This window comes from Halochromatium sp. NSM3, assembly GCF_059621085.1.
This window is the reverse complement of sequence record NZ_JCAQIA010000017.1, coordinates 51,589-76,984: the sequence shown is the minus strand read 5'-3', so window position 1 is coordinate 76,984 and position 25,396 is coordinate 51,589. Positions and strand designations below refer to the sequence as shown.

Below are 25,396 nucleotides of genomic sequence, written 5' to 3'. Positions count from 1 at the left end.
TCCGGCTTCGCCCGCGACAGTGAAAGATCATCGATTTCGGCACGTTTCGCGATGCAGCGGTGCGTGATGGTCTCCGCAGCCAGGAATTGGCTCCGCTCTTGTCAGATCAGGATCGATCTGAATCGAGCAACTGCGCCGGTGTTTCTCATCCTCCTCTGCAGCAACGCGAGGGGCATATCCAGAAACTGCAGAATCAACCGAGTCTGGTATCGCCTCCTATGCCGGTGAGTGTCTGCGATTGGCCAGTCGCTGACACTAGCCAAACGCCGGCGAGCGACCGCAATGGCCTCTTCAGTGGACGTTGCTAGTCTGTGGCGGGCATCAAGACTGAGTCGTTGTTGTGGCCCTAGCCACCAATACTGCGTTCCTGCCTATCGTTCGTCCTTCGCCCTGATCAGAGAGGGATCACCGCCGCGAGCTTCCTTTCGACTGGGGCGGACGTTCAGGCGATTGACTGAATCCCCTTCTTCTCGATGACGGTCAGAAGCCGAAGCGCTGGCCCGCCGGGACGCTTGACGCCTCGTTCCCAGTCGGAGACCAAGTTCTTGCTGACATTGAGGTAACGCGCAAAAACGGGCTGAGAAAGATGCTCGCGCTCACGCAGGGCGCGGATGGCTTCGGGAGAGATGGGCTCAACCGGCGTCAGACAAGCGTCATCGAATTCGCGCATGGTCTGCTTGTCGATGGCCCCCACCTCCTGAAGTGCTTCCATGGTTTCATGGATCGAGGCCATCGCGTCGCTACGATACTGTTTAGCCATCGTGTTCAACCTCCGAGAATTGCCCGTTTTGGATCAGCGCAGCGAGTTGCTCGTCCGTCAGCTCAAGGACGTGCCGCGCCGCCTTCTTGAATGCCGTTTCTTCCTCGTTGCCGATGTTGGCCTGCTGGCTCTTGGCGAATCCGTAGACGAAGAAGGCGCAATGCGTCTGGCGGTACAAGATCAGGGCCCGGTAGCCTCCTGATCGACCTTGCCCAGGGCGTGCCACACGCTGTTTGATGACTCCGCTGCCGAGATCGGCATCAATCAGACCCTGCTCCGCTCGAAGTACGGCTTCAAGTAGCATTCCGTCCTGGATCTTCTGCTTGCGCGCGAAGCGCTCGAACCAAGCGTTCTTGAAGATCCTCACGTGCTCTCGCACTCCGCTTTTATGTCATACCAAGTGTTATACCACAAAGTCGGCGGAATCAGATTCGCCACGACTTAGGTGTTCGTCAGTACGACGGCAGGATGATTGACAGAGAATCGGGTCTATTGCCAGATCCATGTGGGTTGGTAGGATCTCAGGTTGTCTACCAATACGGCTGGCTTGGCCTATCATCGGCCAGTCGTGCGAGCACCACCATCAGTGTCATGCGTCGATCATCAGTAGCATTGAGCATTGGATGCTTAACCTACTGTTTATTAAGCTATTGATCCCGTTCTTCTTGGCTTAGTACCCGCATAGGTATGACGAACTGGTCCTTGCAATCTAAGCTCACCGCGCTGCTCTGGGCGCTGACCGGGCTCACCCTGGCCACTGCCGTGCAAACCTGGATGCTCGGCGCATGGGACAACTGGATGTCATTACCAGTTTTTCCAGCCCTGGCCATTGCCCTCGCTTTCTGGGGCCAGACGGCGGTTCGACGCTGGCTCGCCCCCATCGCCAGGCTCGACGCACTCACCGATGAAATCAGCCAGGGTCGCTTCGGCAGGCGCATCCTTAACATTGGAAAGGTCGATGAACTGGGCCGCCTGTGCTGGAAGATGAACGACATGCTCGATCAGTTGGAGACCTATTTTCGCGACGAGTCAACGACCTTTCGCCTGCATCTTGAAGGGCATTTTTACCATTTTTACCGTAAGGCGTTCACCTCAGGGTTGCGTGGCCAATTCCAGCAAGGACTCAACAGCCACAATCTCTTGCTCAACGGCATCGCGGAGGTGCAGCGCGAGAAGATGCACAATCGGCTGATGAGCGAGGTGCAGCGGATTAACAGCAACAACCTGCTCGATGACCTGGCGTCGAATCAGAAAGACCTGATCAACAACAACGCCGAGATGCAAGTCGTTCTCTCACTCGCCACCGCGACCACCGTCGAGGCCCAGGAAAGCCAGGTCACGGTCAGTCAGGTTGTGTCGCATCTCAACACAAAACAGCGCGCTTACATGGCGATTCATACCAATGGCCAGGATGCCAGATATACCGGCCCCATCAAGGTCGGTCATCACGACTGCCGTCTAGGCCAATGGCACGACAAGCAAGGACGTGAGCTGTTCGGCGCCACGACCGGTTACGCGGAGCTGGAACAACCGCACGCCCGAGTCCATGACAGCGTACATCGCATGCTCACCTATCTCGATCAAGGTTGGGAGCATAGCATCGACGTCCAGGAAGCCATTGCCGACGCCATGCGCGAGGCTGAGCAGGCCAGCGTCGAAGTGGTGCGTTCCATTGATCGTATGATCGAGGAAAAGCATCGCCAGTAGTGGCTACTAAGTCCAGCTCGCTCGTATCCTGAATGCACAGCGCCACTGACTGCGCCTGCAGCCGCTCCAGGGTGCACTGGCGATGCGGTTCCAGCAGATCCAGCCAGTGAAACCGGCTCTGCGCGAGGAAACGATACCCCCGCCTGCGTCTCCGCCCAACCACCGCAGGCCTCGGGCAGGCTCCCCGTCGGGAGATCCGCCAGGCGCTTGGCCAGCAGGACCGAGCGCGCATCCAAACGCTTGTCGCCCAACTCGATGTGGCAAAATTCCTCAGCAGCTCAGATCAAATGTTCGATCCTTCCCTCCAGCGCGGAGCCTCCCACTCGTGATCAAGGCCGCCCTCGTCCAACATAAAAGTCAAGCCAGCGCGCAAGCTATCTGGGAAGCCCTCGCGCGCGCTTGCCGCCAGGCCGCAGCCGCCGACTGCCAGCTCGTGCTCCTGCAGGAGTTGCACAATGGCGATTACTTCTGCCAGCGCGAGGACTGCGCATGCTTTGACGCCGCCGAGCCGGTGCCAGGACCGACCACCGACCGACTCGGCGCGCTGGCTGCGGAACTCCGCGTGGTCATCGTCGGCTCGGTGTTCGAGCGCCGCAGCGCCGGCGTCTACCACAACACCGCTGTGGTGCTGGATGCCGACGGTCGCTTGGCGGGCGTTTATCGGAAGATGCACATCCCGGATGATCCAGGCTTCTACGAGAAGTTCTACTTCACCCCCGGCGATCTCGGCTTCGAGCCGGTCGAGACGCGCGTGGGCAGGCTCGGGGTGCTGGTCTGCTGGGATCAGTGGTTCCCGGAGGCCGCGCGGCTGATGGCGCTGGCCGGTGCCGAGCTGCTGCTTTACCCGACCGCGATCGGCTGGGATCCGCGCGACGACGCCGAGGAGCAGGCACGCCAGCTCGATGCCTGGATGACCGTGCAGCGCGGCCATGCGATCGCCAACGGCCTGCCGCTGCTGGCCTGCAATCGAGTCGGTTTCGAGCCGACGCCCACGGCTCATCACCCCGCCGCTGACACGCTCGCCGCCCGCTCTCCCGAGGATAGCCCGGAGGACGGCATCCACTTTTGGGGCAACTCCTTTGTCTGCGGCCCCCAAGGTGAGATCCTCGCGCGCGCGCCGGCGGACGCGGAAGACCTGCTGATCGCCGAGATCGATCTGCGGCGCAGCGAGCAGGTGCGGCGCATCTGGCCCTTCCTGCGTGATCGACGCATCGATGCCTACGCTGACTTGTCGAAACGCTGGCGCGATTGAGCCATCCGCCATCGCGCGCCTTGAAGCCAGCCCCACCAACCCCGAGTTTTGCCGGGTTCGCGCTCGGCTCATCAGCGCTCCATCGACCTTTCTTCACACGCCTTCCACGAGATGTCCCGCCCATGAACGATACTCAACGCACGATGCGCTCGATCCTGCAACGCATTGCCACTGGCCCGGAGTTGTCGAAGGACATCTCGATGGAAGAGGCGCGCCTCGGCATGAATGCCATCCTCGATGACGCAGTCGATCCGGTGCAGGCGGGCCTGTTCCTGATCGCGCTGCGGATGAAACGCGAGACCGATGACGAGCAGCGCGGCATCCTCGATGCGGTGCGCGATGCGACCGAGCATGTGGTTGCCGAGGTCGATGAGGTGGTCGATCTCGCCGATCCCTACGATGGCTACAACCGCTGCCTCCCCGCCTCGCCTTTTCTCGCGCCGATCCTGGCCGAGTGCGGCGTACCGGCAGTCTCGCACGGGGTCGATGCGGTCGGCCCCAAGTTCGGCGTCACCCATCGGCATGTGCTCCAAGCCGCTGGCATCGCGGTCGACCTGAGCCCCGCCGAGGCCGCAGCGCGCGTCTCGGACCCGGCCATCGGCTGGACCTACATCGATCAGCGCGCCTTCGCGCCCAAGCTGCACGACCTGGTTCCACTGCGCGGCACCATCGTCAAGCGTCAGGTCATCACCACGGTCGAGGTCATGGCGCGGCCGATCCACGGACGCCAGAAGACGCATCTGGTCACGGGCTATGTACACAAACCCTATCCGCGCATCTACGCCCTGCTCGCCCGCCACGCCGGCTACGACTCCGCGCTACTGGTGCGCGGTGTCGAGGGCGGCATCGTGCCCTCGCTGCGCCAGAACGGGGCCTGCTTCAACTATCAGCACAGGGGCGAGGAGCAATCGTTCGAGATCGACCCCGCCGAGGTTGGCATCGAGCAGACTGTGCGCGCCGTGCCCTTGCCGGACGACCTGCCCACCACGAGCCGGCCGAGCGACGACATCGCCGTGGCTGTTGATATCGCCGCCACCGCCCAGGCTGCGGCACAAGCCGGGATGGCGGCGCTGGAGGGCCAGCGCGGCCCGACCTACGACAGCCTAGTCTTCTCCGGCGCCTTGATCCTCTGGCATCTTGGGCGCGAACAGACCATCGCCGCCGGCGCCGATCGTATCCGCGCCGTGCTCGACGCTGGCGCCGCCGCGCGGCGTTTGCGTTGAAACGGGAGGAAGACCATGGAATCACCTTTCATCGAGGTCGCCCAGGCCGACGCCATCGAGCCGGGCAAATTCATCCGCGTCGAGGTCGCAAGCAAGCCCTACATCATCGCTCGCGTCGATGAGCGCTTCTACGCCGTCGAGGATAACTGCAGCCATGAGGACTACCCGCTCTCCTATGGCTGTCTGGACGGCACCCGCATCAAATGCTCGCTGCATGGCAGTCGCTTCAGCCTGGAGACCGGCCAGCCCGAGGATGAACCGGCCGATGAGCCGATCCGTACCTATCGGGTCGAACGCGCCGAGGGCCGCCTCTGGCTCGACCCGAGCGCTGCGCTCAATCAGCGCTAAGCCTCCGAGTCCCGCATGGCTGCGGAAAGCTCCGAGAGCAACGCGGCCTCCTCGTCATCGTCATGTTCGGTTTGACCAAGGCGGGGCTCGGCCCGACCCAGGCTTGGCCCGGTCTGGCCAAGGCTTGGCTCCGGGCGCGCCGCCAGGCGGACACCGGTCATCGCCAGCGCTTCATGCACCAAGGCCCGAAGACGTTCCTCCGTGGGCAGGTCGGCCAGGCTCAGCTCGATCACCGGCATCCCGGCTGCGGCAAACGCCGATCGCATCCGCGCTGCCATCCGCCGCTCGCGTCGCCCCTCTCCAGCGCGCACGAGTCGGACTGCGGCGAGAGGATAGGCATCTGCGGCCGAGCAGATCACCAGATCCGCCCAGCCCTCGCGCAAATGAGCCTGCGCTAGGCGCCGCTGCCGACGCCCAATCCGGGGCAGCGGCTGTAACAGCGCTAGGGCCGCGACGCGCGGGAACACCGGATAGCCTTCGCCTGCCGCCGCCTGAAGCTGGTGGTAGCAGCGCCATTCATCGGCCGACAACAGCGGCCGCCGATCGAAGGGCGCGCCACGCAAACGCGCGCCACGCCCGCGCAGCAACGCCCCCATCAGCGCCAACAAGAGCCAGCCTGCTAGCGCCAACAACACATACAGCGGGGCCATCTGATGCACCTCATCGGTTTTGCCGGAAGACCACCTCGGCGCGTTTATAGCGCTCCAGATTCTGGGCTATAGTGCCGAACCGAGTGACGCATTTCGATGCGTCTTGGCGCACATGCTGTCGCATTGTGCTGTCCGCGCGCTAGCATCAGCATACGCGCAAGCCCATACAATCCTTTATAAACAACGGATTTTAAGGACAAGATGTTTCAAGACCTCAAGCTCAGCAGCAAGATTATTTTAGGGTTTGCGGCATTGATCGCGATCATCGCGCTCCTCGGCGGCATTGCCACCCTCAACATGCTCGCCGTCAAGAACAAATCGGTGATGTTGGCCGAGGAGTATGTGCCCGAAGTCGAGGTCGCCTCACGCCTGCGCGGTGCCGCTAACCGTCTCATGTACGCCATGCGCGGTTATGGCCTGACCGGGGCCGACAACTATTGGAGCGACGCCAAAGCCGAAGCAACGTTATTGGATGAAGCACTGGTCGATGCAAAGGCGCTTAACAAAAACGCCTCGCATCTGTCTGCATTGGGTGACCAGATCGCAACCGCCCAACAGGCGCGCGATACCTACGTCGATCTGATGGAGCAGACACGCCAACTGACGGAGCGGTTTGAAGCCAACCGCCAGCAGCTCGATGAGAACGCCGCTGACTATATGCAAGCCGCGCGCGAGTTTCTGGAGCTACAAAATGCACTGTTCGAGCAAGCGCTCGAGGAGCGACTCGCGAAAGTCCAGACCGTCAACCGTATCGTCGAGCTTGGCAGCAGTGCGCGCGTCGCCAACTTCCAGGCCCAGGCCAGGCAGCAACCAGCGCTGCGAGAAGAGGCGATTGAGCATCTGACGGCCATTGCCCCCGAGATCGACGCCATCAGGCCGATCACAGGTCTGCAAGAAGACATCGCGCAGCTCGATGCCATCGCGCAAAGCGCGGCCGATTATCAGGCCGCCATCGTCGCCTATGGCCTCGAGGCCGCCAAGGATTTCGCCGCCAATGAACAGCTCCTCGACCAACTACGCGCCGCCATGGACCGTGCAGCGAGCCATTTCGTCGCGGCCTCCAAAACCTTCCTAGAGACTCAAATCGAGGCATTGGCGGCCGAGATGACCAGCCGCCAGCGCGCGATCACCCTCGCCAACCACATCGTCAGCCTCGGCAACGAGACCCGAATCGGTGTCTTTCGGGCCCAGGCGCTCAATGACCTCGACTCTATCGAGCAGGCCTTGGACACGAAGCTACCGAAGATCCAGGGTCTGCTCACCACGCTTGGAGACGGTGTGAGCGATCCGGCCCTGCTGGAACAGATCAGCGCAACCGCCAGCGCGGCGGCCGGCTATCAGACGGCCATGCAACGCTTGGTCGAACACTGGAATGCCCGCGAGAGGCTCGCGCTGGAACGCACCGACGCCGGCAGGCAACTGATCACGGCATGCCAGGTCACGGCTGATGCCGGCCTGAAAAACACGCAACAGATTGCCAATGAGGTCAAGAACACGATGAACCTCAGCAGTCTGGTCATCGGCATTGGCTTGGTGCTCGCGCTGGTATTTGGCAGCGTCCTCGCCTGGCTGATCACGCGTTCGATCGTCGACCCCATCAATCGCGTCGTCAAATGCCTGCAGGAGGGCAGCGAGCAGGTCGCGACCGTCAGCGGCCATGTCAACATCAGTAGTCAGCAGATGGCCGAGGGCGCCGGCGAACAGGCCAGCAGCCTTGAGCAAACCAGCTCCAGTGTTGAGGAGATGGCCGCTGGCACGCGCCAGAACGCCGAGCACGCCCGCGAGGCCGATGCCCTCAGTCGCACCGCCAACGACAAGGCCGACCAAGGCGTCAAGGCCGCCCGTGCCACTGCGGAGGAGGTGCGAAAGCGTCTCGAAAAACTGGATACCGCCATCAAGGCGATCGAAGAGAGCACCAACAGCACCGCCAAGGTGGTCAACACCATCGACGGCATCGCCTTTCAGACCAACCTACTGGCGCTGAATGCTGCGGTCGAGGCCGCGCGCGCCGGTGAGCAAGGCAAGGGCTTTGCCGTGGTCGCCGACGAGGTGCGCAAATTGGCCCAGCGCAGTGCCGAGGAGGTCAAGAACACCAACGAGCTGATGAAGTCAGCGCAGGAGAACACCACCCGCATCAAGGATGTCTCCGCCGAGCTGGAGAAGTACCTCGGCAAAGCGATCGCCGAGGAGATGGTCTCCCTGTTCGAGGAGACCGTGAGCGCCAGCTCCCAGGTCACCCAGCTGATGAGCGAGGTGGCCACCGCCAGTGACGAGCAGGCGCGCGGTGTCGAGCAGATCAACCTCGCGGTCTCGCAGATGGACAAGGTGACCCAGATCAGCGCCTCCAACGCCGAGGAATCGGCTGCGGCGAGCGAGGAGCTGTCCAACCAGGCCAACCAGCTGAAGCAGATCGTTGCCGATCTGCGCTCTCTCGTCGATGGCGTCAGGAGCGACGACAGCGAGACCGACGCGAGCGACGACGCATCCGCGCTCAGCCGCCAGCCCCCCTTGCTGACGCATTCCCGCCCGACGAGCGACGAATTCTGAGGCGGGTGACGCATGCAGACCGCTCCCGACCTCTTCGGCTACCGCAAGCACTGGGCGCATAAGCTCGGCACCGCGCCCGAGCTGCCCCTGTCGCGCGAGGAGATGGATCTGCTCGGCTGGGACAGTTGCGACATCGTCATCGTCACCGGCGATGCCTATGTGGATCACGCCTCGTTCGGCATGGCCTTGATGGGCCGGCTGCTGGAGGCGCAGGGTTTTCGCGTCGGCATCATCGCACAGCCGGACTGGACCTCGGCGGAGGCGTTCACCGCGCTTGGGCCGCCCAACCTGTGCTTTGGGATCGGCGCCGGCAACATGGACTCGATGGTCAACCGCTACACGGCGGACCGTTGTCCGCGCTCCGACGATGCCTACTCGCCGGACGCCACCGGCGGGCGGCGGCCGGACCGCTCGGTGCTGGTCTATGCCCAGCGCGCCCGCGAGGCCTATAAGGACGTACCGATCCTGCTCGGCGGCATCGAGGCCAGCCTGCGCCGGGTCGCGCACTACGATTACTGGTCGGACAAGGTGCGCCGCTCGGTGCTGATCGACAGCAAGGCCGACTTGCTGCTCTACGGCAACGCCGAGCGCGCGATCTGCGAGATCGCCCACCGTCTCGCCCGTGGCGAGCCGATTCAGCAGATCCGCGATGTGCGCGGCACCGCCTATTTGACGCGTCGTGGCGAGCGGCCTGCGGGCTGGACCGAGATCGACGCGAGCATCCCTGACGGTGCCGCCGACGGTCGTCCTGTCACGCATCACAGGCACTCAGCGGAACCGTCACCTGGCGCATCGGCCTTACCCACGGATAAGGCTTGCAGCCGGACACCACGAGCATCCGAGCGCGCTCGCACTGTCTTGCGCCTGCCATCGTTCGAGCAGGTCCGCGCCGACTCGATGCTCTACGCCCACGCCGCGCGGCTGCTGCACCTAGAGACCAACCCCGGCAATGCCCGCGCGCTGGTGCAGGCGCATGGCGAGCGTGATCTGTGGCTGAACCCGCCGCCGATCCCACTGACCACCGCCGAGATGGATCGGCTCTATGAGCTGCCGTTCGCGCGCCGGCCGCACTCGTCCTATGGCGATGCGCGCATCCCCGCCTGGGAGATGATCCGCTTCTCGGTGACGATCATGCGCGGCTGCTTCGGCGGCTGCAGCTTTTGCTCCATCACCGAGCACGAGGGGCGCATCATCCAGAGCCGCTCGGAGGGCTCCGTCCTTGCCGAGATCGAGGACATTCGCGACCGCACGCCCGGCTTCACCGGCACCATCTCCGACCTCGGCGGGCCGAGCGCGAACATGTACCGCCTCGCCTGCCGCGATCCTGCCATCGAATCGGCCTGCCGGCGCCTGTCCTGCGTCTACCCCGACGTCTGCAAGAACATGTCGACCGACCACTCGGCGCTGATCCAGCTCTACCGCAAGGCGCGCGCGGTGCCCGGCGTCAAGCGGGTGTTGATCGCCTCCGGGCTGCGCTACGACCTGGCCGTGCACTCACCCGCCTACGTGCGCGAACTGGTCACGCACCATGTCGGTGGTTATCTGAAGATCGCCCCCGAGCACACCGAGGCCGGGCCGCTCGATAAGATGCTCAAGCCCGACATCGGTAGCTTCGAGCGCTTTCGCCAGCTCTTCGAGCAATTCTCCCGCGAGGCCGGTAAGGAGCAGTACCTGATCCCCTACTTCATCGCCGCCCACCCCGGCACCAGCGATCAGGACATGCTCAATCTCGCGCTCTGGCTCAAGCGCAACCGCTTCCGCCCTGATCAGGTGCAGGGCTTCCTGCCGACCCCGATGGCGTTGGCCACGGCGATGTACCACAGCGGTTGGAATCCGCTGCGGCCGGTGCGACCCGGTGCCGAGCGCGTCAGCGTGGTGCGCGGCCAGCGCCAGCGTCGGCTGCACAAGGCCTTTCTGCGCTGGCACGATCCAGACAACTGGCCGCTGCTGCGCGAGGCGCTGCGCCGCATGGGCCGCGCCGACCTGATCGGCAACGGCAAGCGCCATCTGGTGCCGAGCTTTCAGCCGACCCCCGGCGCACCGCGCCAGCACGGCGCCGCCGATCGCCGCCTCAGCCAGCCGCTCAAGCACACTCAGCGGCGCCGTTGACGCTGCAGGTTCAAGGTGATGAACGCCAGGCAAGGCCCCCCACTACCCGATAGTGGTGCATCCAAATAGAGCTGGAGACTGAATGTTCGAACAAACCTTCCGCAACATCGATGATGTGCTCTGGAAAGAGGCTGGTTGTGCCACGGAACTGGACTACACCGAGCAGACGTCATGGATGCTGTTCCTCAAGTACCTGGACGACCTCGAGTATGAGCGTGCCCAAGAGGCCGAGCTGGTGGGTAACGCCTACTCGTTCATCATCGATGAGCCCTACCGCTGGTCCGCCTGGGCCGCGCCCAAGACGGCTGACGGCCAGTTCGACCATGACACCGCCCTGACCGGCGCCGACCTGATCGCCTTCGTCAACGACGAGCTGTTCCCCTACCTGCAGGGCTTTCGGGACCGCGCCACCGGGCCGGACACCATCGAATACAAGATCGGGGAGATCTTCAGCGAGATCCGCAACAAGTTCGCCAGCGGCTACAGCCTGCGGGATGCCCTAGAACTGATCGACGGGCTGAGCTTCCGGTCGCAAAAGGAGAAGCACGAACTCTCCCACCTATACGAGGCCAAGATCCGCAACATGGGCAACGCCGGGCGCAACGGTGGTGAGTACTACACGCCGCGCCCACTGATTCGCGCCATGGTCCAGGTGGTCAAGCCCCGTATCGGCGAGCGCATCTACGACGCCGCCGCCGGTTCTGCGGGGTTCTTGTGCGAGGCGCATGATTATCTCCGCTACGGCCCGGACGGCCAGGGCGATGACCAGCGCGACGGCAACCCCCTGTCCACCCAAGACCTGGAGATCCTCCAGACCCGCACCTTCTACGCCAAGGAGAAGAAGAGCCTGCCCTATGTCATCGGGATCATGAACATGATCCTGCACGGCATCGAGGCGCCCAACGTGGTCCACACCAACAGTCTCACGGAGAACCTGAGCGACATCCAGGAGAAGGACCGCTTCGACGTGATCCTGGCCAATCCGCCCTTCGGTGGCAAGGAGCGCAAGGAAGTCCAGCAGAACTTCCCCATCAAGACCGGCGAGACGGCGTTCCTGTTCCTGCAGCACTTCATCAAGTCCCTGAAGGCGGGAGGCCGGGCCGCCATCGTCATCAAGAACACCTTCCTGTCCAACAGCGACAATGCCTCGCGGGCGCTGCGCAAGGAGTTGCTGCAGAGCTGCAACCTGCACACCGTGCTCGACTGCCCCGGTGGCACCTTCCTGGGTGCCGGGGTGAAGACTGTGGTGCTGTTCTTCGAGAAGGGCGCGCCAACCCGGAGGATCTGGTACTACCAGCTCGATCCGGGCCGCAGCCTGGGCAAGACCAACCCGCTCAATGACAACGACCTCAAGGATTTCGTTGCCCGGCAGGCCGGATTCGAGGATTCCGAGAATGCCTGGACGGTGGCGGTGAAGGACATCGACCCGGACAGCGTGGATCTGTCGGTGAAGAATCCCAACAAGGCGGAAGCTGCGCCCCTGCGTGATCCTGAGGTGATCATCAACGAGATCGAGACGTTGGACAGGGAGAGCGAGGAGATCCTGGAAGGGATTCGGGGGATGTTATGAGGGAGGGGTGGAAACGCGTGAGGATCGGCGACATCTGCCGAACAGGTGCGGGTGGTACACCGCTCAAGTCCAACAAACAGTATTATGAAAACGGAACGATTCCGTGGCTCTTAAGTGGAGAGGTAAGGTCCACGGAAATCTGCGCCGCAAGAAACTACATATCCGAATTGGGATTAACAGAGTCCAGCGCAAAAATCTTTCCGCGCGATACCGTGCTCGTCGCGATGTATGGAGCTACAGCCGGGCAAGTTGGGATCCTCAGAATTGAGGCTGCCACAAACCAAGCCGTATGCGGGATTTATCCGAGTCCGAAAGTCTTGCCTGAGTATCTGTATTACGCATTGCTGCATGGGCAAAAAAGTCTCGTAGATTCGGCATCTGGTAACGCGCAGCCTAATATTTCTCAAATTAAGGTTAGGAACACCGAAATTCCGCTTCCACCCCTACCCGAACAAAAGCGCATCGTCGCCATCCTCGATGAAGCCTTCGCGGGAATTGCCACTGCGGTCGCCAACACCGAAAAGAACCTCGCCAATGCCCGGGAGTTGTTTGAGAGTTATCTGAACTCGGTGTTTATTGCCACCCCAAATGATTGGGCAGAGCACAAACTCGGCGACATCTGTACGCTCAAGCATGACTTCGCCTTCAAGAGTAAATACTTCGGCACTAAGGGAACTCATGTGGTGCTTACGCCCGGTTCATTCTTTGAGTCTGGTGGATTTAGAGATCAAGGGCCTAAGACTAAGTACTACAATGGGGAAATCCCTCAGGGTTTCATCTTGGATAAGGGCGATTTTTTGATCGCCATGACGGAGCAAGCCGTAGGACTGCTGGGAAGTTCGCTGATCGTGCCTGAAGCTGATCGCTATCTGCACAATCAGCGACTTGGCCTTGTAAAGGTTCGGGATGGATTTCATTGGCATAACGAATTCTTCTTCCACCAGTTCAACACGCGATCTTTTCGTGAGTCGGTGCAATCGACAGCGTCGGGGGTAAAGGTTCGACACACTTCTCCCGCGAAGCTCGGTGCCATCAGAGTTAAATATCTGCCGACTAGGGCTGAACAGGAGAGCGTCGCTAAACGACTAAGTGAACTATCAACCGAAAGTCGTCGATTGGAGAGTGTCGTGCGACAGAAGCTGATTGCCTTGGCAGAACTCAAACAATCTCTTCTGCAAAAAGCCTTCTCCGGCGAACTCACCGCAGGCAAGGAAGTATCCAATACAATCCGCAACAAGGAAGAAGTTGCATGACCACTGAAACCCAAGCCCCTATCATCATTTTCGAAGACGCCAACAAGGCCGTCGAGGTCCGGCTGGATACCGACCGCGAGACCGTCTGGCTGACCCAGGCACAGATGGCCGAACTGTTCGATGTCAAGCCCCAGAACATCACCATGCACCTGAAGAACGTCTACGAGGATGGCGAGCTGGTGGAGGGGGCAACTTGTAAGGATTTCTTACAAGTTCAGCAGGAAGGCGGACGAGGGGTCCAACGCAAGCGCAAGCACTACAGCCTGGATGCTGTGATATCAGTGGGTATCGGGTCAGTTCCACACGGGCAACCCGCTTCAGGATTTGGGCCACCCGCATCCTGCGCGAACACCTCACCCAGGGCTGGACCCTAAACCGCCAGCGCTTCGAGGAGAACGCTCGCGAACTGGAGGCGGCCCTGGCGCTGGTGCGCAAGGCCGCGCAAAGCCCGGCGCTGGACGCGGGCAGCGGTCGTGGCCTGGTGGATATTGTCAGCCGCTACGCCCAGACCTTTCTGCTGCTGCAACGCTACGACGAGGGCCTGCTGACGGAGCCACGTGCCCAGCCGGGTGGACGTCTGCCCACTCTGGAACTGGCGCGGGCCGCGCTGGACGGTCTGAAATCCGAGCTCATGGCGCGTGGCGAAGCCACCGATCTGTTCGCCCGGGACCGGGGCGACGGTCTGGCCTCGCTGCTGGGCAATCTGGATCAGAGCGTGTTTGGTGAGCCCGCCTACCCCAGCGTGGAGGCCAAGGCCGCCCATCTGCTGTATTTCGTGGTCAAGAACGTCAAGGCTAACCGGCCAACCAAAGCGGTGCGGATTGAGCGTAGCGAAAACCGCACCGCTTTGGTTGGTCCGAGTTGAGCCGCATGTTAGCTGCCTTACCTGATTGAAACTTCAAGCTTTCTCCCAAGAACTGCCGCAAATTTTTCTAAGGTTGACAACCTGATATCTTCAGCGTGGTTTTCTATACGAGAGATTGCTGATTTCTTTGTATGTAATTTTTCGGCAATTTCTTGTTGCGTTAATCCAGATGCTTCTCTTGCTTGTTTTAACAATACGCCGATTTTTAAGGACTGATACCCTTCATCAAAGCCGTTCAAGAAGTCTTGATCCTCTGCTTTTCTATTGCTAATGTACTTTTGTAAATCACTCATTCGATTGGCTCCTGCGAAGATAATCATATTTACGAGATTCAGCCAGCTTGATGTCTTGCTTTGGTGTCTTTTGTGTTTTCTTTTGAAAAGCATGATTAAGAACAATCAAGCGGTCACTTTCAAGAAACCCTAAGATACGAAAAATGTTCCCTCCTATTTGAGCTCTGACTTCCCATAGGTCATCAGTGTTCACAAGTTTCTTAAAATATTGTGCAGGAACAACATCTAATTCTTCAATCAGTTGTAGAACCCACGCAACTTTTTGGGCTTGCTTACTCTCCAATGAGTCAAGAAACTCTTCCACAGGGGATGATCCCGACTCCGTGCGGTAAAATAGGATTTCTCTCATGCCTCAAGGTTAACATGATTGTTAACCTATCGCCAGTGATTGATGTGGCGTATAGGTTCCGCAGCTAAAGTGTATTCGCTTGTGCGCATACTGAAACATTCAGGTTGCAAGCAAGGATAAGGTTCAATTTGCATAGCACACTTATGGTGCTAGAATGCATATCGAACTTATCCGCAGAAATTCGAACATGTCAAGTGGTTTTGATCGAAGAACTTGCCAAAGACGCGAAAACGGAACGCCGTCCCGATGGGACCAGTACCAGGAACTTCTGGTGAACTAAACGGAATTTGCCATGAACGAAGCCGAAACCCGCGCTGAACTCATCGACCCGGCCCTGAAGGAGGCAGGCTGGGGCGTGGTGGAGGCCAGCCGGGTGCGGCGTGAGGTGATCACTCTTGGCCGGCTACAGGGCGGCGGCAAACGGGCCAGGCAGGATATCGCCGACTATGTGCTGATCTATCGCGGCCAGAAGCTTGCGGTGATCGAGGCCAAGAAGCGCAGCTTGCCGGTGACCGAGGGGCTGGCCCAGGCCAAGCGGTATGCCGAGCGTTTGCAGACCCGATTTGCCTACGCCACCAACGGCGACGGCATTTACCGTGTGGACATGGGCACGGGCACGGAGGGGCCGGTGGATGCCTGGCCCTCTCCCGATGCGCTGTGGGTGGAGACCTTCGGCGTGGAGGGTGGTGTTCAAGACACCTGGCGGGAACGCTTCGGCGCGGTCCCCTTCGAGGACAAGGGTGGGTTCTGGCAGGCGCGCTATTACCAGCACAACGCCATCAACCAGGCGCTGGAGGCCGTTGCGGCGGGTCGAGATCGCATCCTTCTGACCCTGGCCACCGGCACCGGCAAGACCGCCATCGCCTTCCAGATCGCCTGGAAGCTCTTCCATGCCCGCTGGAGTCTGATGGCACGCGCCTCCGGGACCCCTGGCCGACAGCCGCGCATCCTGTTCCTGGCGGATCGGAACATCCTGGCCAACCAGGCCTTCAACGATTTTTCCGCCTTTCCCGAGGACGCCCTGGTGCGTATCGATCCAGAGATCATCCGCAAGAAGGGCCGGGTGCCCAAGAACGGGAACGTCTTCTTCACGATCTTCCAGACGTTCATGACCGGGCGCGATGCAGCGAGCAATCCGGCACCCAACTTCGGGGACTACCCGGCGGATTTCTTCGATGTCATCATCATCGATGAATGCCACCGGGGCGGCGCCAACGATGAGAGCAACTGGCGGGGCATCCTGGAGTACTTCCAGCCCGCCGTGCAGCTCGGGCTGACCGCCACCCCCAAGCGCACGCATAACGCCGATACCTACGCCTATTTCGGTGATCCGGTGTACATCTACTCCCTGAAGGAAGGCATCAACGATGGCTTCCTGACGCCCTTCAAGGTCCGGCAGATCGCCACGACGCTGGATGACTATGTCTATGCGCCCGATGACCAGGTGATCGAGGGCGAGGTCGAGTCAGGTCGACGCTACAGGGAAGATGACTTCAACCGCGTCATCGAGATCGCGGAACGTGAACGCTATCGGGTGAAGCTGTTCATGGACCAGATCGACCCGCGCGAGAAGACGCTGGTGTTTTGCGCCACCCAGGAACATGCCCTGGCGGTCCGCGACCTGATCAACCAGCTCAAGACCAGCACCGATCCCCATTATTGCGAGCGCGTCACGGCGAACGATGGCAAGGAAGGCGAGCGCTTCCTGAAGCAGTTCCAGGACAACGAAAAGACCATCCCGACCATCCTCACCACCTCGCAGAAGCTCTCCACCGGTGTGGACGCCAGGAATGTCCGCAACATCGTGCTGATGCGCCCGGTGAACAGCATGATCGAGTTCAAGCAGATCATCGGCCGGGGGACGCGGCTGTTCGATGGCAAGGACTCTTTCACCATCCACGATTTCGTGAAGGCCTACGAGCACTTCAGTGATCCGGAGTGGGATGGCGAGCCGCTGCCACCTGAGCCCTGCGATCAATGCGGTCAGAGCCCGTGCAGTTGCACCAGGCCGCCGCCTCAGCCTTGCACGGTGTGTGGCGAGCGGCCTTGTGTGTGCGAGAAGGGGCCGCCGGAGCCTTGCCAGATTTGCGGCGAGAGGCCCTGCCTCTGCGAGAAACGCCGCAAGGTGAAGATCCGGCTGGCCGACGGTAAGGAACGCACCATCCAGCACATGACCGCCACGAGCTTCTGGGGTCCGGACGGCAAGCCCATCTCCGCAGCCCAGTTCATCCAGCGCCTGTTCGGCGATCTGCCCGAGCTGTTCAAGAACGAGGACGAACTACGCCGCCTGTGGGGTCGCCCGGATACCCGGAAGAAGCTGTTGGAGGGGCTGGAGGAGAAGGGCTATGGCAGGCAACAGTTGGCCGATGTCGGCAAGCTGATCGAGGCCGAGCACGGCGATCTCTACGATGTGCTGACCTACATCGCCTTCAACAGGGCGCCGGTGACCCGAGCCGAGCGGGTCGATGCCCACAAGGAGCGCATCTTCCATGGCCACGACTACCGACAGCAGGAATTCCTGCGGTTCGTCCTCGATCACTATGTCGCTCAGGGCGTGTGCGAACTGGACACGGCGAAGTTGCCGCAGTTGATCGAATTGAAGTACCACAGCGTCGGCGATGCGGTGCGGGAGCTGGGGCCTGTGGGCAGTATTCGAGAAGTCTTCGTGGGGTTTCAGCAGTATTTGTATTGAAGTTAAGGCTCTTCAGCCGGCACCAAGAACCTGGCACACTTGCCGATGCTCTCGGCGTGCATCATCCACGCCGAAGCGGCCCGAGCCCCGGTTGCAGCAGCGTTAGCGAACCGGCGGCTCGTGCATAACACACTGCAGCATCCACCCTGGGGACACCGAAAGAACGATCATGAGCGATAGCGTCAAGTACCTGCTCGACGAAGAGCACCTGCCGAAGTTCTGGTACAACATCAACGCCGACCTGCCCGAGCCGATGGCACCGGTGCTTCACCCGGGGACGAAACAACCGATCACGCCCGACGATCTCGCGCCGATCTTCCCGCGCGCCGTGATCGAGCAGGAGATGAGCACCGAGCGCGAGATCGAGATCCCGCAGCCGGTGCGCGAGGTCTATCGCCAATGGCGCCCGGCGCCGCTGTTCCGCGCCCGGCGCCTGGAGCAGGCGCTGAATACCCCGGCGCGCATCTACTACAAGTACGAGGGCGTCAGCCCCGCCGGTTCGCATAAGCCAAACACCGCAATCCCGCAGGCCTTCTACAACAAGGCCGAGGGCGTGAAGCGCATCACCACCGAGACCGGCGCCGGCCAATGGGGCTCGTCACTCGCGCTGGCCGGCACCTTCTTCGACCTCGAGATCCAGGTCTTCATGGTCAAGGTCAGCTTCAACCACAAGCCGTATCGGCGCGCCTACATGGAAACCCTCGGCGCCGAGTGCATCGCCAGCCCGAGCGACCGCACCGAATCCGGCCGCGCCATCCTCGCCGAGCATCCCGACAGCACCGGCAGCCTCGGTATCGCCATCAGCGAGGCGGTCGAACTCGCGGTGCAACGCGACGACACGCGTTATGCGCTCGGCAGCGTGCTCAACCATGTGCTACTGCATCAGACCGTGACCGGGCTGGAAGCAATCGAGCAGATGCAGATGGCCGACGATTATCCCGACCTGGTGATCGGCTGCACCGGCGGCGGCAGCAACTTCGCCGGCATCGCGTTTCCGTTCCTGCATCAGGCCCTGCGCCATGATCTCAAGACCGAGTTCATCGCTGTCGAACCCTCGGCCTGCCCCACGCTGACCAAGGGCCGCTTCGCCTACGACTATGGCGACACCGCCAAGCTGACCCCATTGGTGAAGATGTACACGCTTGGTTCCGGCTTCGTGCCGCCGGGCTTCCATGCCGGCGGTCTGCGCTACCACGGCATGGCGCCACAGATCAGCCATCTGGCCGACCTCGGTCTGCTCAAGCCGCGCTCCTACAACCAGCTCGAGTGCTTCGACGCCGGCATCCGCTTCGCCAAGGCCGAGGGCATCCTGCCAGCCCCCGAGGCCAATCATGCCGTGCGCGCCGCGATCCATGAGGCCGAAAAGTGCCGCGAGTCGGGTGAGTCCAAGGCGATCCTGTTCAACCTCTGTGGCCATGGCCACTTCGATATGCAGGCCTACATGGACTACAAGGAAGGCAAGCTCAATGATCTGCGCTACGACGAAGGCGAGATGGCGATGGCCCTCGCTGGACTGCCGAGCGGCTGCTAGACAAGCCTTCACAGCGTTGAACGCGCGTCCGTTGCGACCCTCACCGATGGAGATTTGCTATGTTCACACCCTCTGCAAACACCCAGGCGAATCGAAACGGGCAGCATCGCCGGTCTTTCCTCGCCGGCATCTGGCCAACGTCAGGCGCCTGCGCGCTCTTACTCTGTACCGCGACCCTATTGGCCGATGAAGCGCCTCCAGCATCGAGCGACCAGGACAAGACCCGTGTCACCAACGAACGCGCCCCGGCCGCAGAATGTTTAGACCAGATCGAGAGGGAGAAGGCTGCGCTGCGCGACGAGATCGAGCAGCTCAAACAACAACGCGATACTGCGGCGCAGAAACACAGCGCGCAACTGACCGCAGCGGAGCTGCGACTGCGCGAGCACAAGGATCGGCTCGGGGGTGTCGAGGCTCGGATCCAGCACCTGGAGCAGCAACTCGCACAGCGTGAGGCCCAGATCGAACGGCTGCGTGCCGCCGATGAGCGCCGCGCGGACGCAAAACAGCGGCTCGAAACCCAGCTCGACGAGCTGCGCGCGCGCTTACCGGCCCCGGAAGGCGGCACCCTCAGCGCGGCGCAGGCTCAGGCCGAAGCGCGGCAGCATGCCGAGACACTCGCGCAACTCATGCGCGAAGGACAGGGTGTCAACAATCCCCAGCTCTGGCAACAAATCCGCGCAACCGAGCATGAGCTGCATCACAGTCAGTATTTGCTTGCCCGCACAGAGGGCAGCCGAACCGTCTATCGCGTGCGCCCAGGCGATTCGATTGGGCGCATCAGCGCGATCGTCTATGGCGACGCCCAGGCTTGGCAGCGCATCTTCGAGGCCAACCGTCACCTGCTCGATGATCCCGATCAGGTGCTGCCTGGTTTTACCCTGGTCATCCCCTAAGTCATCCCCTAGCGGTCAGTTCGCTCGTTTGGGTGCCGTTCATCCACCCGTGAGCCCGTGTCCAACAACGCGCGAATCCACAATCCGGCTGCCCCACCTCGCCGCAGGACATGCAAGACGCTTTTGCCCATGACCATCGCTCCTAGCGCCTTGTTTGGCGCTCTCGCCCACGACACAAGACTGCGAACACTCATGCTGTTGGCCCAGCATTCCGAACTCTGTGTCTGCGAACTCACCTATGCGATCGGCGTGAGTCAACCGCATCTCTCCCGCCATCTGGCGCAACTGCGCGAGCAGGGATTGGTGACGGACCGACGCGCAAGCACCTGGATCTATTACCGCATCAATCCGGCTCTGCCCGACTGGGCCAAAGCGGTGCTGCGCGACACCAAGCTCGGTCTGCGGAGCGCCTCCCCTTTCATCGATGACGTCCATACCTTGGGCGCCATGCCTAACCGCCCCGACGCACCGCGCTGCGCCCAGCAGGCTCCCAAGCCCAGCGTATTGTCCTAGCAGCGGTTCATCGCTCGGTGCCGCCGCGCGATGCACGTCAATCAGCTGTCATCGTTCCGTAAACATCTGTTCATCCATATATGTTGAACTAGCCTTAGCCTGGATCAACACCGATCAGGCGCAACGTGCTCGCATCAAACACCACAACCCTCGGAGGGGCCCCTTGAGCATCCGCATCGGCATCAACGGCTTTGGTCGCATGGGTAGGCTCGCACTGCGGGCCGCCATGGATCGCGCAGCCGGTCCAGGCACTGGCTCGGACCTGACCTTCACCCGCATCAACGAGATCGCCTGCGACGCCGCAGGCTCCGCCCACCTGCTGCAGTTCGACTCGGTACACGGGCGCTGGAACCACGCCTGCAACGGCACGACGGCGAGCACCGGTGGCACTGGCACTGGCACTGGCACTGGCGAGCAGCTTGTCATCGACGAGCAGACGCTCGCGTACAGCCAACACAAAACCATCGCCGAAGGCGACTGGTCCGACTGCGACATCGTCTTCGAAACCACCGGCAAACATCACAAACAACCCGAACTGCTGCAAGGCTACCTCGACCAGGGCGTCAAGACCGTCATCGTCGCCGCGCCAACCAAGGGCGCGCTCGACATCGTCTACGGCGTCAATCACGACCGCTATAATCCGGCCGAGCACCGCATCCTCACCGCCGCCTCCTGCACCACCAACTGCCTGGCGCCGTTGGTCAAGGTCATGCACGAGCAGGTCGGCATCAATCACGGCAGCATGACCACCATCCACAACATCACCAACACCCAGCGTATTGTTGACCTCGGCCACAAAGACCTGCGCCGCGCCCGCGCCTGCAGCGAATCGCTGATCCCGACCACCACCGGCAGCGCCAAGGCCATCACCAAGATCTTTCCCGAACTCGAAGGCAAGCTCAACGGCCACGCCGTGCGCGTACCCCTGCTCAACGCCTCGCTGACCGACTTCGTCTTCGAGGCCGCGCGCAAGGTCACCGCCGAGGAGATCAACGCCCTACTCAAAGCCGCCGCCGCCGGCGAACTCGCCGGCATCCTCGGCTACGAAGAACGCCCACTGGTCTCGGTCGATTACCTCAACGACCCACGCTCGTCGATCATCGACGCCCTCTCGACCATGGTCATCGACGACACCCAGGTGAAGATCTATGCCTGGTACGACAACGAGTGGGGCTACGTCAACCGCATGGTCGATATCGCTGAGCTGGTCGCCGAATCGCTCTAGCGGCAGCACGCGCATGGACAAGAACACCCGCAACTATTTGACGGTAACAGCCGGCTACTGGGCCTTCACCATCACCGACGGCGCCATCCGGATGCTCGTGGTGCTTTATTTCCACCAGCTCGGATACTCCCCGTTCGAGGTGGCGATGCTATTCCTCTTCTACGAGGTCTTCGGCATCGTCACCAACCTGGTCGGCGGTTGGCTCGGCGCGCGCATCGGCCTGAACCTCACCATGCACATCGGCATGGGCCTACAGGTGTTTGCGCTAATGATGCTCACGGTGCCCGATGCCTGGCTCGGCGTCGTCTACGTGATGGCCGCCCAAGCCCTCTCCGGCATCGCCAAGGACCTGAACAAGATGTCGGCCAAGGCCACGGTCAAGACCCTGACCGGTGGAGGGGCGGCCGGCGAGTCCAAGCTGTTCAAGTACGTCGCCGTGCTCACCGGCTCCAAGAATGCGCTCAAGGGCGCGGGGTTCTTCGTCGGCGCCGCGCTGCTGCAGGCGTTCGGCTTCCGCAACGCACTCTTCATCCTCGCCGGTGCGCTGTTCCTGGTGATGGTCATTACCATCGCGCTGCTGCCATCCGGCGTCGGCAAGCTCAAGGAAAAGGCCAAGTTCACTCAGGTGTTCTCCAATACACCGGCGATCAACTGGCTCTCGTCCGCGCGCTTCTTCCTGTTTGGCGCCCGCGATATCTGGTTCGTGGTCGCGCTGCCCGTCTTCCTCTACGACGTGCTCGGCTGGGATTACACCGCAGTCGGCGCCTTCCTCGCGCTCTGGGTCATCGGCTACGGCGTCGTCCAGGCGGGCGCCCCGGCACTGATCCGCCCGAACAAGCAGGGGCAGGGCCCCGGCGGGCGCACGGCGCTGCTCGGCGCGCTGGTGCTGGCGCTGATCCCGGCCAGCATCGCGCTAGGCATGACGCAGGGGCCAGGGCTCACGCCGGAATTGGTGACGACGCTGAGCGATGTCACCGGCGCGGACTTTGGCTGGCTCGCGGCGGCCTCGCCGGCCGAGATTCAGGGCGCTGTGTTGATCGGCGGACTGATGCTGTTTGGCGTCGTCTTCGCCATCAACTCCGCCGTCCACTCCTACCTGATCCTGGCCTATGCCGATGCCGACAAGGTCGCGCTCAACGTTGGCTTCTATTACATGGCCAATGCCGGTGGTCGGCTCGCCGGCACCGTCCTCTCGGGCCTGATCTACCAGACCCAGGGGCTCGAGGGCTGCCTCTGGTGGTCGACCGGCTTCGTGCTCGCCGCCGCCCTGCTCTCGCTCTGGCTGCCGCGCGCTCCCCAAGCAGCCGCCCTTCCCGCCGCGCCGCCGCAACCCGCCCTTGCCGACGCAAGCGGCGTCGTCGAGCCGACGCGGCTAGCCGAACTCTATGCGCCCATTTCGGGTCGGGTTCAGGGCTGCTCGGCGCGTGAGGGCGACGCGGTCAGCTTCGGACAGGTCCTGCTGCGCATCGTGCCGACCCAAGCCGACACCGCCGAGCACAGCATCCAGGCGCCTTGGGACGGTTCCATCGCGCGCGCGCATGTGCGCGTCGAAGGACGCGAGGTCGCGGCGCAGACGCTGTTATTCGAACTCTTCGATCCGAACAGCCTGGTGCTGCGCTTCTCCGTCGACGGGTCGCGAGCACACGGCCTAGCCATCGGCCAAAGGCTGCAGGCCCGCTTCGACGGCGTCTCGGGCAGCCCCATCGAACTCAGGCTGACGCGCGCTTGGCCAGCCCTCGACCCGGAGACCGGTCAGCGCGTGTTCGAGGCACGCCTTCCAGCGCAAGCGGGCTTTGCCATCGGCATGGTGGCTCAGGTATGCCTCGAGTCCGCCGTTGCTGGGCAACTTCCGGCTTCGGCGCTGGAGATCATGCCCACCTAGCGCTAGGACCGTGAAGAAATCGCCGCCAGCCCAGGGCGTCTGCGGACGCGCCCACCAGCGGTGCACAGACCTCGAACAATGGTCGGTCCATGCCGGTCCGGGCTCGGTCGCCGTCTGCGGCAAATCAAATATATGAAAAAACGCATGTGTTATCCTTGTACCCAGATGCGGCTATCGCCAAGGCGCAAGTCTGGCCGCGACCACCCATTCTGGAGCCCTCATGCTCGATCCCTTCGCCTCGCTGGGCGACCTAATCGCCTATTCGCTCTTCGGCCTGAGCCCCGATTCCGCCGCCGGTGCGGCGCTGCACTTCTTCGTCATGGACGTGGCCAAGATCTTCGCGCTCTTGGTCATCATCATCTACATCATGGGCCTGCTGCGCGCGCTGGTCTCGCCGGAGCGGGTGCGCGAGTTCGTGCGCGGTCGCCCCGACTGGCAGGCGCGCGGTCTGGCCGTGGGTCTGGGCGCGATGACGCCGTTCTGCTCCTGCTCCTCGGTGCCGCTGTTCATCGGCTTCGTCGAGGCCGGCATCCCGCTCGGGGTGACCTTCTCGTTCCTGATCGCCTCGCCGATGATCAACGAGGTCGCTGCGGTGCTGCTGATCGGCATCCTCGGCTGGAAGCTGGCGCTGCTCTACATCGCCGCCGGGCTGGTCGTCGCCTGGTTCGGTGGCATCATCATGCAGCACTTCAAGCCCGAGCGCTGGGTCGAGGACTACGTCTGGAAGATCCAGATGGGCGAGACCGCCGCACTGCGCCCGGATACCAGCCTGCGGGGTCGGCATCGGTTCGCGGTCGCCGAGGTGCGTGAGATCCTGCGCCGGATTTGGAAGTGGGTGTTCATCGGTATCGGCGTCGGCGCGCTCTTCCATGGCTTCGTGCCGGAGCAATGGGTGATCGACAACCTCGGCGACGGTCAATGGCTGGCCGTGCCGGGCGCGGTGCTGGTCGGCATCCCGTTGTATTCCAATGCCACCGGCGTTATCCCGGTCGCCGAGGCGATGCTCGGCAAGGGCGTCGCGGTCGGCACCGTGCTGGCGTTGATGATGAGTATCGCGGCGCTCTCGGTGCCGGAGATGCTGATCCTGCGCAAGGTCATCCGCTGGCAGGCGCTAGCGCTGTTCGCCGGCGTGCTCGGGGTGTCCTTCGTGCTGGTCGGCTGGACCTTCAATGTGATCACCTGAGGCACCCAAGAGATGAACGTCAAGCTCGACTCCACGATTCACTGCCCCGATTGCGATTTCAGTCGCACGGAGCAGATGCCCACCGACGCCTGCTGAAACCCAAGCCCGGTGACTGCTGCGTCTATTGTTCCTACGGCGAAACGCCCTGCCCGCCGGTGCAGACCGACGGCTGCGGGGGCTGCTGTCAATCCAACGACGAGGTCAATCCATCATGAAACAGATCAAAGTCCTGGGCTCCGGCTGCCGCAACTGCGAGATCACCGCCAAGGTCATCAACCAGGCCGCTGCCGAGGTGGGTGTCGAAATCGAACTTGAAAAAGTCACCGATATCGCCGCGATCATGGGCTACGGCGTGATGTCGACCCCCGGCGTGGTCGTCGATGGCGTCGTCGTGCACTCCGGCGGCGTGCCGGGGCCGGATCAGGCGCGTGACTGGGTTCGCTAGAACGCCGACAGCGTCGGTTAATCGTCAGCGCCGGGGCCTCGATGTTCACGAAGGAAGCGCTTCACGCGCACGCGTTCGAAGAGGCGTTTGGTATCGTCGCATC

General features: G+C 62.1%; 20 protein-coding genes and 4 pseudogenes. 18 read left to right on the top strand and 6 right to left on the bottom strand.

Translation table 11 applies throughout. The features are described 5' to 3' along the window. Nucleotides 1–442: 442 nt before the first annotated feature. Nucleotides 443–760, bottom strand: a complete 318-nt coding sequence (locus tag AC54T3_RS09295; protein WP_496624177.1) for a helix-turn-helix domain-containing protein — start codon at nt 758–760, stop codon at nt 443–445. Further along, nucleotides 753–1,127 carry a type II toxin-antitoxin system RelE/ParE family toxin gene (locus AC54T3_RS09290; RefSeq protein WP_496624176.1) on the bottom strand — a complete coding sequence of 125 codons (375 nt, stop codon included), beginning with the start codon at nt 1,125–1,127 and terminating at the stop codon, nt 753–755. Before AC54T3_RS09290 ends, AC54T3_RS09295 begins: the two co-directional genes overlap by 8 nt. Before the next feature lie 335 nt (nt 1,128–1,462). Between AC54T3_RS09290 and AC54T3_RS09285 the strand changes: the two genes are divergently transcribed. After that, complete coding sequence (locus AC54T3_RS09285) at nt 1,463–2,467, top strand: CZB domain-containing protein (RefSeq protein WP_496624175.1); 1,005 nt, start codon at nt 1,463–1,465, stop codon at nt 2,465–2,467. A gap of 140 nt (nt 2,468–2,607) precedes the next feature. Here AC54T3_RS09285 and AC54T3_RS09280 read toward each other — a convergent pair. Then, nucleotides 2,608–2,733 (bottom strand): annotated as a pseudogene (locus tag AC54T3_RS09280) (IS4/Tn5 family transposase DNA-binding protein); the annotation flags it as partial. A 62-nt stretch (nt 2,734–2,795) separates the two neighbouring features. Between AC54T3_RS09280 and AC54T3_RS09275 the strand changes: the two are divergent. From AC54T3_RS09275 to AC54T3_RS09265, 3 genes are all read left to right on the top strand, one after another. After that, nucleotides 2,796–3,719, top strand: coding sequence for a carbon-nitrogen hydrolase (locus AC54T3_RS09275; RefSeq protein ID WP_496624183.1), 924 nt, complete (start codon nt 2,796–2,798; stop codon nt 3,717–3,719). A 122-nt stretch (nt 3,720–3,841) separates the two neighbouring features. Next, entirely contained in the window at nt 3,842–4,942 is a 1,101-nt protein-coding gene (locus AC54T3_RS09270; protein ID WP_496624174.1) for an anthranilate phosphoribosyltransferase, read from the top strand. A 15-nt stretch (nt 4,943–4,957) separates the two neighbouring features. Then, complete coding sequence (locus AC54T3_RS09265; protein ID WP_496624173.1) at nt 4,958–5,290, top strand: non-heme iron oxygenase ferredoxin subunit; 333 nt, start codon at nt 4,958–4,960, stop codon at nt 5,288–5,290. Here the strand turns inward: AC54T3_RS09265 and AC54T3_RS09260 are convergent. Next, a complete protein-coding gene (locus AC54T3_RS09260) occupies nt 5,287–5,940 on the bottom strand; it encodes a DUF2726 domain-containing protein (RefSeq protein ID WP_496624172.1) in 654 nt (217 codons plus the stop codon). The two genes, AC54T3_RS09265 and AC54T3_RS09260, sit on opposite strands and share 4 nt — an antisense overlap. A 201-nt stretch (nt 5,941–6,141) precedes the next feature. Between AC54T3_RS09260 and AC54T3_RS09255 the strand changes: the two genes are divergently transcribed. The 5 genes and pseudogenes from AC54T3_RS09255 to AC54T3_RS09235 form a co-directional block, all read left to right on the top strand. Beyond that, nucleotides 6,142–8,487, top strand: a complete 2,346-nt coding sequence (locus tag AC54T3_RS09255) for a methyl-accepting chemotaxis protein (protein WP_496624170.1) — start codon at nt 6,142–6,144, stop codon at nt 8,485–8,487. 12 nt (nt 8,488–8,499) lie between these two features. Beyond that, the gene (locus AC54T3_RS09250) at nt 8,500–10,596 is read left to right on the top strand and encodes a YgiQ family radical SAM protein (protein WP_496624169.1); all 2,097 of its coding nucleotides are present in this window, start codon (nt 8,500–8,502) and stop codon (nt 10,594–10,596) included. A gap of 82 nt (nt 10,597–10,678) precedes the next feature. Continuing rightward, on the top strand, nt 10,679–12,166 hold the full coding sequence (locus tag AC54T3_RS09245; protein ID WP_496624167.1) for a class I SAM-dependent DNA methyltransferase: 1,488 nt from the start codon (nt 10,679–10,681) through the stop codon (nt 12,164–12,166). Nucleotides 12,167–12,183: 17 nt separating this feature from the next. Further along, entirely contained in the window at nt 12,184–13,419 is a 1,236-nt protein-coding gene (locus AC54T3_RS09240) for a restriction endonuclease subunit S (protein ID WP_496624165.1), read from the top strand. Further along, nucleotides 13,416–14,206: pseudogene (locus tag AC54T3_RS09235) on the top strand (virulence RhuM family protein); the annotation flags it as partial. The gene AC54T3_RS09240 and the pseudogene AC54T3_RS09235, both read left to right, overlap by 4 nt. A 95-nt stretch (nt 14,207–14,301) precedes the next feature. Here the strand turns inward: AC54T3_RS09235 and AC54T3_RS09230 are convergent. Then, nucleotides 14,302–14,577 (bottom strand): helix-turn-helix domain-containing protein, encoded by a 276-nt coding sequence (locus AC54T3_RS09230; protein WP_496624163.1) that lies wholly within the window; start codon nt 14,575–14,577, stop codon nt 14,302–14,304. Continuing rightward, a complete protein-coding gene (locus tag AC54T3_RS09225; RefSeq protein WP_496624162.1) occupies nt 14,570–14,881 on the bottom strand; it encodes a type II toxin-antitoxin system RelE/ParE family toxin in 312 nt (103 codons plus the stop codon). Before AC54T3_RS09225 ends, AC54T3_RS09230 begins: the two co-directional genes overlap by 8 nt. Before the next feature lie 337 nt (nt 14,882–15,218). On the opposite strand from AC54T3_RS09225, the gene hsdR reads away from it, so the two are divergent. The 9 genes and pseudogenes from hsdR (at nt 15,219) to AC54T3_RS09180 (ending at nt 25,293) form a co-directional block, all read left to right on the top strand. Continuing rightward, a complete protein-coding gene (gene hsdR / locus AC54T3_RS09220) occupies nt 15,219–17,618 on the top strand; it encodes an EcoAI/FtnUII family type I restriction enzme subunit R (RefSeq protein ID WP_496624161.1) in 2,400 nt (799 codons plus the stop codon). A gap of 169 nt (nt 17,619–17,787) precedes the next feature. Next, nucleotides 17,788–19,149: a TrpB-like pyridoxal phosphate-dependent enzyme gene (locus tag AC54T3_RS09215; RefSeq protein ID WP_496624160.1), complete on the top strand. Its 1,362-nt coding sequence runs from the start codon at nt 17,788–17,790 to the stop codon at nt 19,147–19,149. 59 nt (nt 19,150–19,208) lie between these two features. Further along, complete coding sequence (locus AC54T3_RS09210; protein ID WP_496624159.1) at nt 19,209–20,045, top strand: LysM peptidoglycan-binding domain-containing protein; 837 nt, start codon at nt 19,209–19,211, stop codon at nt 20,043–20,045. 129 nt (nt 20,046–20,174) lie between these two features. Next, a complete protein-coding gene (locus tag AC54T3_RS09205) occupies nt 20,175–20,558 on the top strand; it encodes a metalloregulator ArsR/SmtB family transcription factor (protein WP_496624157.1) in 384 nt (127 codons plus the stop codon). A 163-nt stretch (nt 20,559–20,721) separates the two neighbouring features. Then, nucleotides 20,722–21,783 (top strand): ArsJ-associated glyceraldehyde-3-phosphate dehydrogenase, encoded by a 1,062-nt coding sequence (locus AC54T3_RS09200; RefSeq protein ID WP_496624156.1) that lies wholly within the window; start codon nt 20,722–20,724, stop codon nt 21,781–21,783. Between the two features lie 13 nt (nt 21,784–21,796). After that, a pseudogene (gene arsJ / locus AC54T3_RS09195) lies at nt 21,797–23,089 on the top strand (organoarsenical effux MFS transporter ArsJ); the annotation flags it as partial. A gap of 796 nt (nt 23,090–23,885) precedes the next feature. Beyond that, entirely contained in the window at nt 23,886–24,848 is a 963-nt protein-coding gene (locus AC54T3_RS09190) for a permease (protein ID WP_496624155.1), read from the top strand. Between the two features lie 12 nt (nt 24,849–24,860). Then, nucleotides 24,861–25,063: pseudogene (locus AC54T3_RS09185) on the top strand (GDCCVxC domain-containing (seleno)protein). Beyond that, on the top strand, nt 25,060–25,293 hold the full coding sequence (locus AC54T3_RS09180; RefSeq protein WP_496624153.1) for a thioredoxin family protein: 234 nt from the start codon (nt 25,060–25,062) through the stop codon (nt 25,291–25,293). Before AC54T3_RS09185 ends, AC54T3_RS09180 begins: the two are co-directional and overlap by 4 nt. Nucleotides 25,294–25,396: the final 103 nt, after the last annotated feature.